This is a genomic window from Microbacterium sp. K36 (assembly GCF_004794355.1).
Lineage (GTDB): Bacteria > Actinomycetota > Actinomycetes > Actinomycetales > Microbacteriaceae > Microbacterium > Microbacterium paraoxydans_D.
In genome coordinates, this window is record NZ_SSDN01000092.1 from 16,160 (window position 1) to 32,751 (window position 16,592).

15 protein-coding genes are annotated in these 16,592 nt (G+C 70.0%); 10 read left to right on the forward strand and 5 right to left on the reverse strand.

All coding sequences use genetic code 11. The features are described 5' to 3' along the window. The first annotated feature begins 100 nt into the window (after window positions 1–100). The 6 genes from aceE to DW296_RS12295 all read left to right on the forward strand — a co-directional run bounded on the left by aceE (window position 101) and on the right by DW296_RS12295 (window position 7,722). Complete coding sequence (gene aceE / locus DW296_RS12270; protein WP_136052464.1) at window positions 101–2,827, forward strand: pyruvate dehydrogenase (acetyl-transferring), homodimeric type; 2,727 nt, start codon at window positions 101–103, stop codon at window positions 2,825–2,827. A 31-nt stretch (window positions 2,828–2,858) separates the two neighbouring features. Beyond that, complete coding sequence (locus DW296_RS12275) at window positions 2,859–4,055, forward strand: PucR family transcriptional regulator (RefSeq protein WP_136052517.1); 1,197 nt, start codon at window positions 2,859–2,861, stop codon at window positions 4,053–4,055. 94 nt (window positions 4,056–4,149) lie between these two features. Beyond that, on the forward strand, window positions 4,150–5,070 hold the full coding sequence (locus DW296_RS12280; protein ID WP_136052465.1) for an ACP S-malonyltransferase: 921 nt from the start codon (window positions 4,150–4,152) through the stop codon (window positions 5,068–5,070). Further along, entirely contained in the window at window positions 5,067–6,068 is a 1,002-nt protein-coding gene (locus tag DW296_RS12285; RefSeq protein WP_085607669.1) for a beta-ketoacyl-ACP synthase III, read from the forward strand. The genes DW296_RS12280 and DW296_RS12285 overlap by 4 nt, the downstream gene beginning before the upstream one ends. Window positions 6,069–6,137: 69 nt before the next feature. After that, window positions 6,138–6,386, forward strand: coding sequence for an acyl carrier protein (locus DW296_RS12290; protein WP_017202249.1), 249 nt, complete (start codon window positions 6,138–6,140; stop codon window positions 6,384–6,386). A 97-nt stretch (window positions 6,387–6,483) separates the two neighbouring features. Beyond that, window positions 6,484–7,722: a beta-ketoacyl-[acyl-carrier-protein] synthase family protein gene (locus DW296_RS12295; protein WP_136052466.1), complete on the forward strand. Its 1,239-nt coding sequence runs from the start codon at window positions 6,484–6,486 to the stop codon at window positions 7,720–7,722. Between the two features lie 48 nt (window positions 7,723–7,770). On the opposite strand, the gene yczE is transcribed toward DW296_RS12295, so the two are convergent. Continuing rightward, window positions 7,771–8,448 carry a membrane protein YczE gene (gene yczE, locus DW296_RS12300; protein ID WP_136052467.1) on the reverse strand — a complete coding sequence of 226 codons (678 nt, stop codon included), beginning with the start codon at window positions 8,446–8,448 and terminating at the stop codon, window positions 7,771–7,773. Between the two features lie 95 nt (window positions 8,449–8,543). Between yczE and yczR the strand changes: the two genes are divergently transcribed. Then, window positions 8,544–9,947 carry a MocR-like transcription factor YczR gene (yczR, locus tag DW296_RS12305; RefSeq protein WP_136052468.1) on the forward strand — a complete coding sequence of 468 codons (1,404 nt, stop codon included), beginning with the start codon at window positions 8,544–8,546 and terminating at the stop codon, window positions 9,945–9,947. Window positions 9,948–10,086: 139 nt separating this feature from the next. On the opposite strand, the gene DW296_RS12310 is transcribed toward yczR, so the two are convergent. Further along, window positions 10,087–10,590 (reverse strand): DUF3145 domain-containing protein, encoded by a 504-nt coding sequence (locus DW296_RS12310; protein ID WP_025103621.1) that lies wholly within the window; start codon window positions 10,588–10,590, stop codon window positions 10,087–10,089. A 192-nt stretch (window positions 10,591–10,782) separates the two neighbouring features. Then, a complete protein-coding gene (locus tag DW296_RS12315) occupies window positions 10,783–11,556 on the reverse strand; it encodes a hypothetical protein (protein ID WP_025103622.1) in 774 nt (257 codons plus the stop codon). A gap of 176 nt (window positions 11,557–11,732) precedes the next feature. Between DW296_RS12315 and DW296_RS12320 the strand changes: the two genes are divergently transcribed. The 3 genes from DW296_RS12320 to DW296_RS12330 are packed head-to-tail and all read left to right on the forward strand — an operon-like array spanning window position 11,733 to window position 15,327. Continuing rightward, window positions 11,733–13,736 carry a DUF262 domain-containing protein gene (locus tag DW296_RS12320; RefSeq protein ID WP_136052469.1) on the forward strand — a complete coding sequence of 668 codons (2,004 nt, stop codon included), beginning with the start codon at window positions 11,733–11,735 and terminating at the stop codon, window positions 13,734–13,736. Beyond that, window positions 13,733–14,989: an alpha/beta fold hydrolase gene (locus DW296_RS12325; RefSeq protein WP_205807982.1), complete on the forward strand. Its 1,257-nt coding sequence runs from the start codon at window positions 13,733–13,735 to the stop codon at window positions 14,987–14,989. The genes DW296_RS12320 and DW296_RS12325 overlap by 4 nt, the downstream gene beginning before the upstream one ends. 53 nt (window positions 14,990–15,042) lie before the next feature. Then, window positions 15,043–15,327, forward strand: coding sequence for a hypothetical protein (locus tag DW296_RS12330; RefSeq protein ID WP_240743081.1), 285 nt, complete (start codon window positions 15,043–15,045; stop codon window positions 15,325–15,327). 69 nt (window positions 15,328–15,396) lie between these two features. Here DW296_RS12330 and DW296_RS12335 read toward each other — a convergent pair whose 3' ends face one another. Both DW296_RS12335 and DW296_RS12340 read right to left on the reverse strand, forming a co-directional pair. Beyond that, on the reverse strand, window positions 15,397–15,654 hold the full coding sequence (locus DW296_RS12335; protein ID WP_017202258.1) for a type B 50S ribosomal protein L31: 258 nt from the start codon (window positions 15,652–15,654) through the stop codon (window positions 15,397–15,399). A 145-nt stretch (window positions 15,655–15,799) separates the two neighbouring features. After that, on the reverse strand, window positions 15,800–16,585 hold the full coding sequence (locus DW296_RS12340) for an ABC transporter ATP-binding protein (protein ID WP_025103627.1): 786 nt from the start codon (window positions 16,583–16,585) through the stop codon (window positions 15,800–15,802). Window positions 16,586–16,592: the final 7 nt, after the last annotated feature.

Genomic DNA, 16,592 nt, shown 5'->3' on the forward strand with positions numbered 1-16,592 from the left:
ATAGGCTGAGGTCGGCGCGCGTTGTGCACGGCCGACAAGGCTGCCCGTGTCGCTTCCCGTTTCCTTGGCATGACCTGCCAGCTTGACGAAAGGTTCCCCCGTGACCGTCCACGACCAGGATCCGTACTCTCAGGGCCCCCTCGACAGCGATCCGGAAGAGACCGGTGAGTGGCAGCAGTCGCTCGACGAGCTGGTGGACGCCAAGGGCCACGGCCGCGGGCGCGAGATCATGCTCAGCCTGCTCAAGCGCTCCAAGGAACTGCACCTGAACGTGCCGATGGTTCCGACCACCGACTACATCAACACCATCGCCCCGGAGAACGAGCCCGAGTTCCCCGGTGACGAGGAGATCGAGCGGCGTTACCGCGCCTGGATCCGCTGGAACGCCGCCATCACGGTGCACCGCGCCCAGCGCCCCGGCATCGGCGTCGGTGGTCACATCTCCACCTACGCGTCCTCGGCCGCGCTGTACGAGGTGGGCTTCAACCACTTCTTCAAGGGCGCGGACCACCCCGGTGGCGCCGACCAGATCTTCATCCAGGGCCACGCCTCCCCCGGCACCTACGCCCGCTCCTTCCTCGAGGGTCGCCTCACCGAGGACCAGCTCGACGGCTTCCGCCAGGAGAAGTCGCACGCGCCGAACGGCATCCCGTCGTACCCGCACCCGCGCCTCATGCCGGAGTACTGGCAGTTCCCGACGGTGTCGATGGGTCTCGGCCCGATCAACGCCATCTACCAGGCGATGTCCAACAAGTACCTCGAGAACCGCGGCATCAAGGACACCTCGCAGTCGCACGTCTGGGCCTTCCTCGGCGACGGCGAGATGGACGAGGTCGAGAGCCGCGGACAGCTCCAGGTCGCGGCGAACGAGGGCCTCGACAACCTCACCTTCGTCGTGAACTGCAACCTCCAGCGTCTCGACGGCCCGGTGCGCGGCAACGGCAAGATCGTCCAGGAGCTGGAGTCGTTCTTCCGCGGCGCCGGCTGGAACGTCATCAAGGTGGTCTGGGGCCGCGAGTGGGACGACCTGCTCGCCCGTGACACCGAGGGTGCACTGCTCAACCTCATGAACGTCACCCCCGACGGCGACTACCAGACGTACAAGGCCGAGTCCGGCGCATACATCCGCGAGCACTTCTTCGGCCGCGACGAGCGCGCCGCCGCGCTCGTCAAGGACTACTCCGACGACGACATCTGGAACCTCAAGCGGGGTGGCCACGACTACCGCAAGGTCTACGCCGCGTTCAAGGCCGCGACCGAGCACAAGGGCAAGCCGACCGTCATCCTCGCGAAGACCGTCAAGGGCTACGGGCTCGGCCCGCAGTTCGAGGGCCGCAACGCGACCCACCAGATGAAGAAGATGACGCTGGACAACCTCAAGACGTTCCGCGACGCGATGCACATCCCGATCACGGACGCGCAGCTCGAGGAGAACCCGTACCTGCCCCCGTACTACAACCCGGGACCGCAGGACGAGACGATCCAGTACATGCTCGAGCGCCGCAAGGCCCTCGGCGGCTTCCTCCCGGAGCGCCGCTCGACGCACGTCGGCCTGTCCCTCCCCGAGGAGAACGCCTACGCGCTCCCGAAGAAGGGCTCGGGAACGCAGGAGATCGCCACGACCATGGCGTTCGTCCGTCTGCTGAAGGACCTGCTGCGCTCGAAGGAGTTCGGCCACCGCATCGTGCCGATCATCCCGGACGAGGCGCGCACGTTCGGCATGGACGCGTACTTCCCGACCGCGAAGATCTACAACCCGAACGGCCAGCACTACACGTCGGTCGACCGGGAGCTGCTGCTCGCCTACAAGGAGAGCCCGCAGGGCCAGATCGTCCACGTCGGCATCAACGAGGCGGGCGCTCTCGCGGCATTCACCGCCGCGGGCACGTCGTACGCGACGCACGGCGAGCCGCTCATCCCGATCTACATCTTCTACTCAATGTTCGGCTTCCAGCGCACCGGCGACGCCCAGTGGGCCGCCGGCGACCAGATGGCCCGCGGCTTCATCATCGGCGCCACCGCCGGCCGCACCACCCTCACGGGTGAGGGCCTCCAGCACGCCGACGGACACTCGCACCTGCTCTCCTCCACCAACCCGGCGACGGTCTCCTACGACCCGGCGTACGGCTATGAGATCGCGCACATCATGCGCTCCGGTCTCGAGCGCATGTACGGCGGGCAGCACGAAGACCCGAACGTCATGTACTACCTCACGGTGTACAACGAGCCGATGGTGCAGCCCGCCGAGCCGGCCGACGTGGATGTGGACGGCATCGTCCGCGGCATCCACCGCGTCGCCGTCGGCGAGGGCGACGGCCCGCGCGCGCAGCTCTTCGCCTCCGGCGTCGGTCTGCCGTGGGCGCTCGAGGCGCAGGAGCTGCTGAAGAAGGACTGGGGCGTGGTCGCCGACGTGTGGTCCGTCACCTCGTGGACCGAGCTGCGCCGCGACGGCCTCGCCGCCGACGAGCACAACTTCCTCCACCCGGAGCAGGAGCCGCGCACCGCGTACCTCACGCAGAAGCTCCAGGGCGCTGAAGGTCCCGTCGTCGCGGTGAGCGACTTCATGCACGCCGTGCAGGACCAGATCCGCCCGTGGGTCCCGAACCGCTTCGCCACCCTCGGTGCGGACGGCTTCGGCTTCTCGGACACCCGCGCCGCGGCCCGCCGCTTCTTCAAGATCGACGGCCCGTCGATCGTCGTGCGCACCCTGCAGGCACTGGCCGAGGAGGGCAAGGTCGACCGCGGCCTCTCCGCTCAGGCCATCGAGAAGTACCGCCTGCACGACGTGAACGCCGGCACGAGCGGCAACGCAGGCGGCGAAAGCTGAGCCCTCGGTGACACCCGCCTCCGCCGCCGGCATGGACAAGGCCGCCACGCTCACCTGGCTGCGCCGGATCTCCGGCGACATCGCCACGGTGACCATCAAGCGGCTGGAGGACACCCTCCCCTGGTACGCCGACATGCCACCGGCCCGCCGCTCCGCGGTCGGGCTGGTGGCGCAGGCGGGCATCACGTCGTTCATCCAGTGGTACGACGACCCGACGTCCACCCCGTGGATCGCCGCGGACATCTTCGCCGCCGCTCCCCGTGAGCTGCTGCGGAGCGTGAGCCTGCAGCAGACTCTCCAGCTCATCCGCGTCACCGTCGAGGTGACCGAGGAGCGGGTCGCGGGGAAGGGCGAGGATCTCCGCGAGGCGATCCTGCTCTACTCGCGGGACGTGGCGTTCGCCGCCGCCGACGTCTACGCCCGTGCCGCCGAGGCCCGCGGGCTGTGGGACGCGCGGCTCGAGGCGCTCGTCGTCGACTCGATCCTCACGGGCGAAGCCGACGAGGAGCTGCCCAGCCGGATCGCCGCACTCGGATGGCACGGCCATGGAGAGGTCGCGGTCCTGGTCGGCACCACGCCCCCGCAGTTCGACGTTGACCTCGTGCGCCGGACGGCGCGGAAGCTCGCCGTCGACGTCCTCATCGGCGTGCAGGGCTCGCGACTCGTCCTCGTGCTCGGGCGCGCGCGGGTCGAGGGCCAGGAGGGAGAGGACGAGGAGCTCGGGTTCCAGGAGATCGCCTCGCGTCTGGAGCCGTCCTTCGGTCCCGGCTTCGTCGTGCTGGGCCCGGCGGTCGCCGCCCTCGTCGACGCCAGTCAGAGCGCTCGCGCAGCCCTGGCCGGATTCGCGGTGGCCCGCGCCTGGCGGAGCGCACCGCGGCCCGTCGAAGCCGACGACCTGCTTCCGGAGCGCGCCCTCGCCGGCGACCCCCTCGCGAAGCAGACCCTCATCGAGCGCATCTACCGCCCTTTGCAGGCGCATTCCACCGATCTCGTCACGACGCTCTGGAGCTACCTCGACAACGGCCGCTCGCTCGAGGCGACGGCTCGCGAGCTCTTCGTGCATCCGAACACCGTGCGCTACCGCCTCAAGCGGGTGAGCGAGGTCATCGGGTGGGACGCGACCGGACCCCGCGAGGCCCTCATCCTGCAGACCGCGCTCATCCTCGGCTCCATCGGGGCGGCCGAGCAGGTCCGGCGCCGTCCGCCGCTGCGCCGCCCTCCGCGCTGAGCCGCGCGCGATCTGTGCGCCACACACAAGGGTTTCGCGCAATCTTGTGATGGATCATCCACCGTTCTGCCTCGATCGTTGGCAGACTGGGTGGGTGATTGTCGTCGTCTGCCCTGGACAGGGCTCGCAGACCCCCGGATTCCTCGCCCCCTGGCTCGAGCTCGACGGAGTGGAGGAGCGTCTCGCCGCCTACTCCGAGGCCGCGCAGCTCGATCTCCGCGCGCACGGCACCGAGTCGGACGCGGACACCATCCGCGACACCCGCGTCGCGCAGCCGCTGATCGTGGCCGCCTCCCTCGTCGCCGGTGACGCCCTCGTGGCCGCTGCCGGCCGCCGCGCCGACGGCATCGCCGGGCACTCCGTCGGGGAGATCGCGGCGCTCGTCGGCAGCGGCGTGCTGGACGCCGAGACGGGCATGCGCCTCGTCGGCATCCGCGGGCGGGCGATGGCCGATGCCGCCGCCCAAACCCCGACAGGGATGAGCGCGGTGCTCGGCGGCGATGAGGAGACTCTCCTCGCGCGGCTCGCCGAACTCGGCCTCGCGCCGGCGAACTTCAACGGCGGCGGGCAGATCGTCGTCGCCGGTCCCCTTCCGGCCCTGGCGGCTCTCGCCGAGGAGCCGGTCAAGGGCACGCGCGTGGTGCCGCTCCAGGTCGCCGGCGCGTTCCACACCGACTACATGGCCTCCGCCGTCGCGACGCTCCGCGACGCGGTCGCCGACGTGCAGCCGTCCGATCCCGGGATCACGCTCTGGACCAACCGCGACGGCTCGGTCGTGACCGAAGGCCGGACGGCGCTCGACTACCTCGTCGACCAGGTCTCCTCCCCCGTCCGGTGGGACCTCTGCATGGCCTCGTTCGCCGACGCCGGCGTGACGGGCGTCATCGAACTCGCCCCCGCGGGCGCCCTCGTCGGTCTCGCCAAGCGCGGCCTGCGCGGCGTACCCACGGTCGCCGTGAGAACCCCCGAAGACCTCGAAGCCGCCGTCGCGCTGCTGAACGGAGAAGCCGCATGACCGCCTCCCTCGCCCAGATCGCCGGGCCCGCCTACACCCGCATCTACGCGTTCGGCGCGGCTCGCGGCGAGAACGCGGTGCCCAACGAAGACCTCATCGGGCCGATCGACTCCAGCGACGAGTGGATCCGTCAGCGCACCGGCATCGTCACGCGCGCCCGGGCCGACAAGGGGACGGACGCCATCGACCTCGCGACCGCGGCGGCAGCCGAGGCCATCGAGAAGTCGGGTGTCCCCGCCGACCAGGTCGACCTCGTCATCGTCGCGACCATCAGTAACCCGAAGCAGACGCCGTCGGTCTCGGCCATCGTCGCCGACCGAGTCGGGGCCAACCCGGCCGCGGCCTACGACATCAACGCGGCCTGCGCCGGCTACGCCTATGCGGTCGCGCAGGCGGACGCGCTCATCAAGGCCGGAGCCGCCCGCCACGCCCTCGTGATCGGCACGGAGAAGCTCTCCGACGTCGTCGACCCGACCGACCGCAGCATCTCGTTCCTCCTCGGCGACGGCGCCGGCGCCGCACTCATCGGCCCGAGCGACACGCCGGGCATCGCCCCCGCGGTCTGGGGCAGCGACGGCTCCAAAGCCGACGCCGTGGGCATGAACGGCACCCTCACCGACTTCCGCGACGGTGTGGTGCCGTGGCCGACACTCCGCCAGGAGGGCCCGACGGTCTTCCGCTGGGCCGTGTGGGAGATGGCCAAGGTGGCCCGCGAGGCGCTGGACAAGGCCGGGATCGAGGCCTCCGACCTCGCCGCCTTCATCCCGCACCAGGCCAACATGCGCATCATCGACGAGTTCGCCAAGCAGCTCGGCCTGCCGGAGACCACCGTCATCGCCCGCGACATCGAGACCACCGGCAACACGTCGGCCGCCTCGATCCCCCTCGCCAGCCACCGCCTCATGGCCGAGCACCCGGAGCTCTCCGGCGGTCTCGCCCTGCAGATCGGCTTCGGCGCCGGCCTCGTCTTCGCAGCCCAGGTCGTCGTCCTCCCCTGAAGACGCGACGACCTTCCCTAGACTGTTCCACGGTTCCGAATACAACCCGCAAGAAAGAGGAAGACCACCATGGCTTTCACCAACGATGAGGTCCTCGCCGGCCTCGCAGAGCTGATCACCGACGAGACCGGCATCAACGCCAGCGAGGTCGCCCTGGAGAAGTCGTTCACGGACGACCTCGACATCGACTCGATCTCGATGATGACGATCGTCGTCAACGCCGAGGAGAAGTTCGGCGTCACCATCCCGGACGACGAGGTCAAGAACCTGAAGACCGTCGGCGACGCCGTCAACTTCATCGTCGCGGGCCAGGAGTAATCCCGGCAGGATGCCACCCTCGCCCCGCGCGGGGCGTGGCATCCTCCGGCCCTGCCCATCCCCCGCACGAACTCGTTTCGACAAGGAACCACACCTCATGACCAAGCGCATCGTCGTCACCGGCATCGGCGCCACCTCCGCCATCGGCGGGACGGCCCCGGAGAACTGGGACAACCTTCTCGCCGGTGCCTCCGGCGCCCGCACGATCGAGCACGACTGGGTGCAGGAGTACGACCTGCCCGTCACGTTCGCCGCCTCCGCGAGCGTCCGCCCGGAAGAGGTGCTGCCCCGCCACGAGGCGAAGCGTCTCGACCCCTCTTCGCAGTTCGCGCTCATCGCGGCGCGCGAGGCCTGGGAGGACGCGGGCTCGCCCGAGGTCGCTCCCGAGCGCCTCGGCGTCGACTTCGCGACCGGGATCGGCGGCCTCTGGACGCTGCTCGACGCCTGGGACACGCTGCGCGAGAAGGGCCCCCGCCGGGTCATGCCGCTGACCGTGCCGATGCTGATGCCGAACGCGGCCGCCGGCAACCTGTCGCTGCAGTTCGAGGCCCGCGCCTATGCGCAGACCGTCGTCAGCGCGTGCGCCTCCAGCACCGAGTCGATCATCCACGCCTTCCACCACCTGCAGGAGGGGCTGGCCGACGTCGTCATCGCCGGCGGCACCGAGTCGGCGATCCACCCGATCACGATGGCCGCGTTCGCGTCCGCGCAGGCGCTGTCGCGCCGCAACGACGACCCGGCCCACGCCTCCCGACCCGGCGCGATCGACCGCGACGGCTTCGTGATGGGCGAGGGCGCCGCGGCCCTCATCCTCGAGACCGAGGAGCACGCCAAGGCCCGCGGCGCGAAGATCTACGGCTACGTCCTCGGCGGTGGCGTGACCGCCGATGCGTACCACATCACCGGCAACGACCCGGAGGGCAAGGGGGCGGCGCGTGCCGTCGTCCAGGCACTCGAGGAGGCCGGCATCACGCCCGACCAGGTGACGCACATCAACGCCCACGCGACCTCGACCCCGGTCGGCGACCCCAACGAGTACGTCGCGCTGAAGAACGTCTTCGGCGACCGGATCGACGAGATCCCGGTGTCGGCCACCAAGGCGTCGACCGGACACCTCCTGGGCGGGACCGGCGCGCTGGAGGCGATCTTCTCCCTCCTCGCGCTGCGGGACCGCGTGGCCCCGCCGACGATCAACATGACCGAGCCGGACCCGGAGGTGCCGTTCCGTCTGTCCGGAGAGGCGGCTCCGCTCGGCGACGGCCCGCAGATCGCCATCAGCAACTCGTTCGGCTTCGGCGGACACAACGCCGTGCTCGTGCTCGGCGGCGTCGACTGACCGTTTCCGCGCCCACGATGCGCGGTCCGCTCTGGCCCTTCGACGGGCTCAGGGACCCAGGCGCGCGCTCGCCCCGACGGCAAGGCGCTGCGAACGCTCCCGGCGGCGGCGCTCGATCCGCGGGAGGAACCAGCCGATCAACGGGCCGACGCCGAAGGCGAACAGCACGGTGCCGACGCCCACCGGACCGCCGAGCAGGAAGCCGATCAGCAGCACGGACCCCTCGATGACCGTCCGCGCCAGCCAGACCGGCCATCGGGTCACCCGGACGAGCCCCGTCATGAGTCCGTCGCGCGGTCCGGGGCCGAAGTCCGCCGCGATGTAGAGCCCGGTCGCGAACGCCAGCAGCACGAGTCCGAAGACGAACATGGGCGCCCCCACCCACACGGACGGCGGAGCAGGCAGCACGAGGAGCGTGAGATCGGCGAACGGGCCGATGAGCAACGCGTTGAGCAGGGTGCCGAGGCCCACCCGTTGACGGAGCGGGATCCACAGCAGCAGGACGACGATCGAGATCAGCACGGTGACGACGCCGTACCCGAGTCCCGTCCAGCGTGCGACACCCAGCGACAGGACATCCCAGGGAGCGACGCCGATGCCGCCGCGCACCATGAAGCCGAGCGCGACGCCGTAGAGGAAGAGCCCGCCCACGAGCTGCGCCAGCCGCTCGACCAGGTCTCGGCGGCTGGTCGCGGTGAAGGGTAGGAAGACGGCACGGAAGAGCATCTCCCCATCGTGGCCCGGACGAAGGCGTCCCGAGACCGACCACTGAGCGAAAAGTGGCCTGCACATGGAAGGCCACTTTGCGGCAGGCTGGAGGCATGGCCTCCCGTCTCGTCACTCAGCTCGGTACGCAGGACATCGACGATGCCTCGGCGTCGGGCCTGGCTGACCGCATCAGGGCCCTCATCCTCGATGGACGACTCACGGTCGGCGAGCGACTGCCGAGCGAACGGGCCCTCGCCCTCGAACTGAGGCGGTCACGCTCGACCATCACCCGCGCCTACGGCGTTCTCGAGGCCGGCGGCTATGTGTCCCGGCATCATGGCGGAAGCACCAGAGTGACCCTCCCGCACGGCCCGGCGGCCGCCGCCCCCGACGCGGACGACGAGGCGATCGACCTGTCGATCGCCTCGATGGACTCGACCCCCGGCCTGTACGACGCGACCGTGCGGTCCCTCCCCCGGCTGGCGGCCCTGCGGGGGACGAGCGGCTACTCGCTGCAGGGCCTTCCCGAGCTCCGAGAAGCCGTGGCCCGCCGATTCACCGAACGCGGCGCGGCGACCTCGGCCGACGAGATCATGATCACCTCGGGCGCCCTGAACGCCGTCAACCTCATCCTCACGGCGATCGGCCGCCGCGGCGAACGCGCCCTCGTGGAGCAGCCGACCTTCCCGCATGCGCTCGAGGCTCTGCACCGGCACGGCTACCGCCTGGTGCCGACACCGGTCGACACCGACGGCTGGGACGCCCGGCACCTCACCGACACCCTGCGGACAGCGCGCCCGCACGTCGCGTACCTCATCCCGGACTTCCACAACCCCACCGGAGCGACGCTGCCGCAGGAGGAGCGGTCCCGGATCGCGACGACGGCCCGCAACACCGGCACGCACCTGATCGTCGACGAGACGACGGCGGAGCTGGACATCGACCGGGGATGGGCTCCGACGCCGATGGCAGCCGAGGGCCCGAACGTGATCACGGTGGGATCGATGTCGAAGATCGCGTGGGGAGGCATGCGCATCGGCTGGATCCGCGCCGAGCGCTCGGTCATCGCCCGGCTGCTGGCCGTCCGCCCCTCGTTCGAGCTCGGCACGGCCCTCCTCGAGCAGTGCATCGCCGTGGAGCTGCTCGACGACGTCCCGGCACTGACCCAGCACGTCCGGCGACGGCTCACGGCCGGGCGGGATGCCGTGACCGCGGGAATCGCCGGGATCCCGGGGATGCGGATGCCGGAGACGCCCGGCGGCCTCTCCGCCTGGATCGATCTCGGCGCCCCGTTGTCGACTACGCTCTCCCTCGCCGCCCGGGAGCGGGGACTCATCCTCCCGCCTGGGCCGCGCTTCACCACCGGAGGCGTGCTGGAGCGGCGGCTCCGGGTCCCGATCACGCTGCCGCCCGAGCGTGCGGCGGAGGCGATGACGCGCCTGGCACAGGCCTGGGCGGACGTGCGCGGCGGTGGAGTCCGCACCGTCGACGACCTCGCGCACGCCGCCGTGATCTGACCGGCGCAGACGAAGACCCCGCCCGGGCGCCCGGGGCGGGGTCTTCGTCGAGCGGAGCGGGGATTCGTCTTCTCAGCGTCCGGGATCACTCACCGGAATCCGATACTCACGCCTCCGCGCTCCCGGTCTCAGCGGTCGGTCAGCCGACCTTGTGGAGCCAGACGACGCGCGCGTCGTCGCTGGCGTGACGGAAGGGCTCCAGCTCCTCGTCCCAGGCGGAGCCCAGGGCGATGTCGAGCTCGCGCTGCAGCTCAACGGCGTTGCCCGCGGCGATCTCCATCGCGTAGCGGATGCGGTCCTCACCGATGACGATGTTGCCGGCGGCATCGGTCTGGGCGTAGTGGATGCCGAGGTCCGGCGTGTGCAGCCACCGACCGCCGTCACTGCGCGGTGTGGGATCCTCGGTCACCTCGAACCGGAGGTGCTCCCAGCCCCGGATCGCGGTCGCGAGGGCAGCACCAGTACCGACGGGACCGTCCCAGTAGAACTCGGCGCGGCGCGCGCCGGTCAGCACGGGCTGCTCGGTCCAGTCGAAGTTCACCGCACGCCCGATAGCGCGACCCACCGCCCATTCCAGGTGCGGGCAGAGCGCGCGAGGCGCCGAGTGGATGAACACCACTCCGCGTGCGTAAGCCGTCGCCATGATCTCTCCGTTTCATCAGGTGCGTCTTCCCCTACGACCTGAACCACGAAGTGGCGAGAGTATGCGGTTGTGCGCCCATTCTCGCCGAGTTCCCGCGAAATCACAAGCATGTGATTCGACGACGAAGGCCCCGGTCCGCGGACCGGGGCCTTCGGGCGCTTCGACGAGCTCAGCGACCCGGCATGGGGACGCTCAGGCCTCGCTCATGGCCTGCTTGACCTGCTGGCCCTTCGCGGCGTAGTAGGCCGCGCGAGCAGCGTCCTTGCGGGCCTGCTCGGCGTAGCCGAACTCGAGCACGTCCTGCGGGACCTCGACGTTCGGGACGTCGTCGGTGCCGTGGTACTTCTCGATGTAGGCGTCGAGCTCGGGACCGGAGGTCCACGAGGTGATGAGGCAGTAGCGCGGGTCGGTGCCGTTGTGGGTGGCCGCGTGCCACAGACGCTGGGTGTCGACGATGAGCTGGGCACCGGCCGGCAGGGCGATGCGGTACTCGATGCTGGGGTCCGTGCGGTTCTCACGCAGGACGAAGTAGCTGTCCTTGTCGTCCGTCAGGTTGAAGAATCCGCGCACGACCCAGCCGGTGCCGTCCGGGTTCAGGCGATTGTTGTCGTCCTGGTGGAGGTTGTAGAGGCAGTCGCCGTACGGGGTCGGCTGCAGCTCGATGACGCGGCAGCGGCCGACGTTCGCGCCGGGCTCCTGCGCACGGCGCGTGAGGTTCGGGGCCTTGGCGGTCTGCTCGTCGATCCAGACGCCGTCCTTGTCGGTGCGCGGCGGCTTGTGGTTCCAGAAGCCGTTGCACTCGATGTCGCCGAAAGCGCTGGCGAGGGGCGCGAACCGGGTGTCGCCCGAGGACTTCCAGTCGACGTACTCGATGTCGAGCCACTCCTTGGGGTCGGCCTCCTGGTCGTAGCTGTCGAGGACGACGAAGCCCTTCTCCTCCAGCGCTGCGGACTTGATGTATCCCATGATCGAGTCATGTTCCTTTCATCGGGGGCCAGCACGTTTTAACAGGCCCTGATAAGGCAAGGCTAACAGCGGGACCTGGCGCTCCCCCGGAGGGTCGCCGTGGATAAGCGAATAGACTGGGCGGGGCACCCGGCGCGTCCGTGGCGCCTGTCGCTACGGGAGGACGAGACACCAGCATGAGCACCGCGACCAACGTCGAGGCGACGGCAGTCAACACGATCGAATGGCTCGCGGCGGGACGCACGACCATCGTCGTCCCGGTCTACCAGCGGCAGTACCGCTGGGACATCGGCGGCTGCGAGCGGCTCCTCTCCGACGTCAGGGCGGTGGCCGCGGAAGACGACGCGCATCGCCATTTCATCGGTTCGATCCTCTCCGCCGAGGACGGCTCCGGTCCGGACGCCGACCTCATCCTCATCGACGGGCAGCAGCGCCTCACCACGCTCATGCTCCTCGTCGCCGCGCTGCATCACTCGGTGCGCGACCGCGATCCGGAGCTCGCCGCCGACCTCGCCCGCGTGCTGGTCCGCCCCGACGATCCCGAGCGCACGAAGCTCCGTCCACACGACGCCTGGGCCGATCTCTACGAGTCGGTCGTGCTCGATCGCCGGGACGACGTCGACCGCGAATCGCGCTTCGACGACAACTACGCGTTCTTCCGCAGCCAGATCCATGCCGACGAGGTGCCGTTCATCTGGCAGGGGCTGCAGCGCCTGGAGCACGTCTCGATCACGCTCGGCGCCCAGGCCAACGCGCAGCAGATCTTCGAAAGCCTGAACTCCACCGGCGAGCCGCTGCGGGATCACGAGCTGATCCACAACTACATCCTCATGGGGCTGAACCACGCCGAGCAGATGGATGTGGAAGCGCGGTTCTGGCTGCCGATCGAGCAGCACACGGGCGAGGCGATCGGCGCTTTCTGGCGCCACTACCTCGTGCTCGTGACGGGGCGTGAGGTGGCGGCGAACGGCGAGCACGGCGTGTACAGCGCCTTCCGCCAGTCGTTCCCGCGCGTCGACGTCGCCCACCTCCAGGCCGACGCCGAGACGTGGCGGCACTATGCGGAGATCTACGGCATCCTCCTCGATCCGACGAAGGAGCAGGACCCGGAGATCGCGCGGCAGCTGCGGTACGTGAACACGTTCGGACGCTCCTCCTCCCCGCTGGTCATGAGCGCCTACAGCGATCACGCGCGTGGCCTCATCGACCGGAGCCAGCTCCTCGAGACGCTCGAGTGGCTGCAGGCGATGTTCCTTCGTCGCGCGCTCGTGAACCTTCCCGCCGAACGCCTGATCGCCCGGCTCTGCCGTGCCCGCCGCGACGGACACGACGCCCTCGCCCGCGCCATCGCGCGCATCACCCCGTCGGACGAGCGGGTCAGCGCCGTGCTCAAATACAGCGAGCTGCCGTATCCGGCCTACGTGCTCGGCCGGCTCGAGGGCGTCGACGACGTGGACGGCTTCGACGTCGAGCACATCGCGCCCGCCGTGCCCGGCGACGCCTGGTCCGGCGACGGCGTGCGTCCCTGGAGCGAGTACTCCGAGGACGAGCAGAACAGCCACCGCGCCCTCGCACCGACCCTCGGCAACCTCACGCTCCTGGAGCAGGGGCTGACGGAGCGGGTGTTCGGCGCTTCCTTCCCCGCCAAACGCGATGAGGCCTACGCCCGCAGCGCGGTGCCGGCCACCCGCGCCCTTGCCGCAGAGGAATCCTGGGGCACGGCGGCCATCACCGCACGAACGGTGGCGCTGACGGCCGACCTCGTCCGCGTGTGGGCACGACCCGCGCTGCCCGAGATCGACGACGACGGCCTCACCCCGATCCTCGACGCCGTGCGCCGCCGCGGCTGGCCCGCGGGGTGGGAGCGCGAGTTCGACTACGTGGAGTACCGCGGCGAGCGGTGGGAGGTGTACGACGTCAAGCACCTGTTCAACCGTGTGTTCCGTCGCGCATGGACCGACACGACCGAGGCCGCTCTGGCGTACTGCGCGACCCACGGCGGCCCGATCTACCGCGACAAGGCGTGGAAGGGGCAGTGGGACGACCTCGATGACACGCACTTCCTCTACATGGGCTGGGACTCGAACTACATGATGACGGCCGTCCAGGGCGTCCTCGACGAGTCCGGTATCGCCGCCGAGGTCTTCGTGAAGTACTCCTACATCGGGAATGTGATGTGACCATGACCACTGTCATCCGCCGCCGCCTGCTCGACCTCGCCGTCGAGGAGCACACGCTCACGGTCCCCCTCGTCTGGGAGGACCCGGCAGACACCCGCACGATCGATGTGTTCGCCCGCGTCGTCGCACGGGAGGGCGGCGAGGCGCTCCCCTACCTGGTCTTCCTGCAGGGCGGGCCGGGCCACGAGGCGCCGCGCCCCTTCCACTCCTCCACGGCGCCGGCGTGGCTGGATCAGGCCCTCGCGCACTATCGGCTCGTGCTCCTGGACCAGCGCGGCACCGGCCTTTCCTCCCCCGTCGGCGACGGCGACCTCGCGCAGGGCGCCGAAGCCGTCGCCGAGTACCTGACGCACCTGCGTGCCGATGCCATCGTGCGCGACTGCGAGGCACTGCGGGAGCATCTGGGGGCATCGACCTGGAGCGTCCTCGGGCAGTCGTTCGGCGGGTTCACGACGCTGGCGTACCTGTCGACCCACGCGGATTCCCTCGACGACGTCTTCATCACCGGCGGTCTCAGCACGGTCGAGCGCGATCCGGACGAGGTGTACGCGCTCTGCTACGACAAGATGCGCACGGCCTCGGAGCGGTACTACCGCCGCTTCCCGTTGCACCGCGACGTCATGCGACGCCTGATCGATCTCGCGGACGCCGGTGAGCTCGTCCTTCCCGACGGCGAGGTCGTGTCACGTTCCCGCCTGCGCTCCGTCGGCTCCGCTCTCGGCACCGACGACGGCTGGCAGACGGTCTGGTCCTTGCTGGAGCGGGATCCCGCGTCCAACGCCTTCCGGCACGACCTGCAGCACGCCATGCCCTTCGGCGGCCGCAACCCGCTGTACTACGCCTTCCACGAGTCGAGCTATGCGAACGGACACACCACGCGGTGGTCCGCCGAGCGCGTCGAGCCGGCCGATTTCCGCGACGATCCGACGCTCTTCACGGGCGAGCACATCCGCCGCGAGTGGGCCGACACCGTCCCGGCGCTGCAGCCCTGGCGGGAGGTGACGTCGATCCTGGCGGAGCACCCCTGGCCGCGGATCTACCACACCGCCGCCCTCGCCGCCTCCGGGGCGACGGGCGCGGCCGCCGTCTACGTGAACGACGTGTATGTGCCCCTGGAGTTCTCGCTGGAGACCGCCCGTCTCCTCCCCGGCGTGACGCCCTGGGTGACGAGCGAGCACGAGCACAACGGCCTGCGGATGGGGCCCGTGCTGGAGCGGCTGATCGACCTCGCCCACGGACGCCGCATCCGCTGACCTCCGCCGCGCGACGGATGCCACCGCCGCGCTCCGCGATCTATCCTGGGGCCATGGAGCATCTGCTCGGGTGGACCACGATCGTCCTCGTGCTCGGCACGGGGCCGGTGCTGTTCTTCGTGGGCATCCGGCATGCCCTCTCCCGTCGTCCGGTCGAGGAGAAGTACGAGCAGGCCGGCTCGGGAGGGCTCGTCGGCGTCTTCGACGCGGTGTGGTCCCCCACCGCGCACGAGGCCGGCCAGGAGCGGGACCGGCAGACCCGGCGCACGGCCCCGGCGCCGACCCCCGGAGATCCGCCGGGCCGCATCGAGCGCGGACGCATCGTCATCGACGTCTGAGCGCCTCGTCCACCCCGGACATGACGAAGGCCCCGCACTCCGAGGAGTACGGGGCCTTCGTGGGCGGTCTTACTTGGAGGAGCCGCCGAAGCCCTTGAAGCGCTGGTTGAACTTCTCCACGCGGCCGGCCGAGTCCATGATGCGCTGCTTGCCCGTGTAGAAGGGGTGCGAGGCCGAGGAGATCTCGACGTCGATCACCGGGTACTCCACGCCGTCCAGCTCGATCGTCTTGTCGCTCGTGACGGTGGAGCGGGTGAGGAAGGTCTCGCCCGAGCCCAGGTCGCGGAACACGACAGCCTTGTAGTCGGGGTGAATGTCAGTCTTCATGGGATTCCTTTGTTGCTGCCCTGGATTGTGCCAGGGACGAGGGAAGTCTGTGGTGCCGAGTGCACCAAGGATCGATTCTACCAGTACTTCGACAAGCTCAGTAACCCAGCGGGGACCGAACTCAGTGACCCAGCGGGGACCGAGGTCAGGAGGCGGCGCGGGCGGAGTAGCGCCCGTCCTCGCTGCTGAGCGCGATCGGCATCCCGAAGGTCTCGCCCAGGGCATCCGCGGTGAGCGTCTCCGCGATCGGGCCCGCGGCGACCACGGCGCCGTCGCGGATCAGCAGCACGTGCGTGAACCCGACGGGGATCTCCTCGACGTGGTGGGTGACCATGAGCATCGCGGGCGTCGTCGGCGCCGACGCATAGCCGCCGAGCAGAGCCAGCAGCTCCTCGCGCGACCCGAGGTCGAGCGAGGCCGTCGGCTCGTCGAGCAGCAGGAGCTCCGGGTCCGTCATGACCGCCCGGGCGATCTGCACGCGCTTCTGCTCGCCGTCGCTCAGCGTGCCGAAGGTGCGGTCGGCGAGGTGCGCGAGACGCCAGTCGCCCAGCACGCGCAGCGCACGCCGCTCATCGATGTCCTCGTAGCTCTCGTTCCAGCGTCCGAGCACGGAGTACGCCGCCGTGAGGACGGTGTTGAGCACCGTCTCGTCACGCGGGATGCGCTTGGCCATGGCGGACGACGCGAACCCGATCCGCGGACGGATCTCGAAGACGTCGGCGCGTCCGAGTGTCTCGCCGAGGACGGTGACCGTGCCCGAGGTGGGGTGCATCAGCGTGTCGGCGAGCTGCAGCAGGGTCGTCTTCCCCGCACCGTTCGGCCCGAGGATCACCCATCGCTGATCGTCAGAGACCTGCCAGGTCACGTGATCGATGATGTTGCGCCCCTCTCGGCGCACGACGACGTCGGTGAACTCCAGAGCGATCGGCATACCGAAA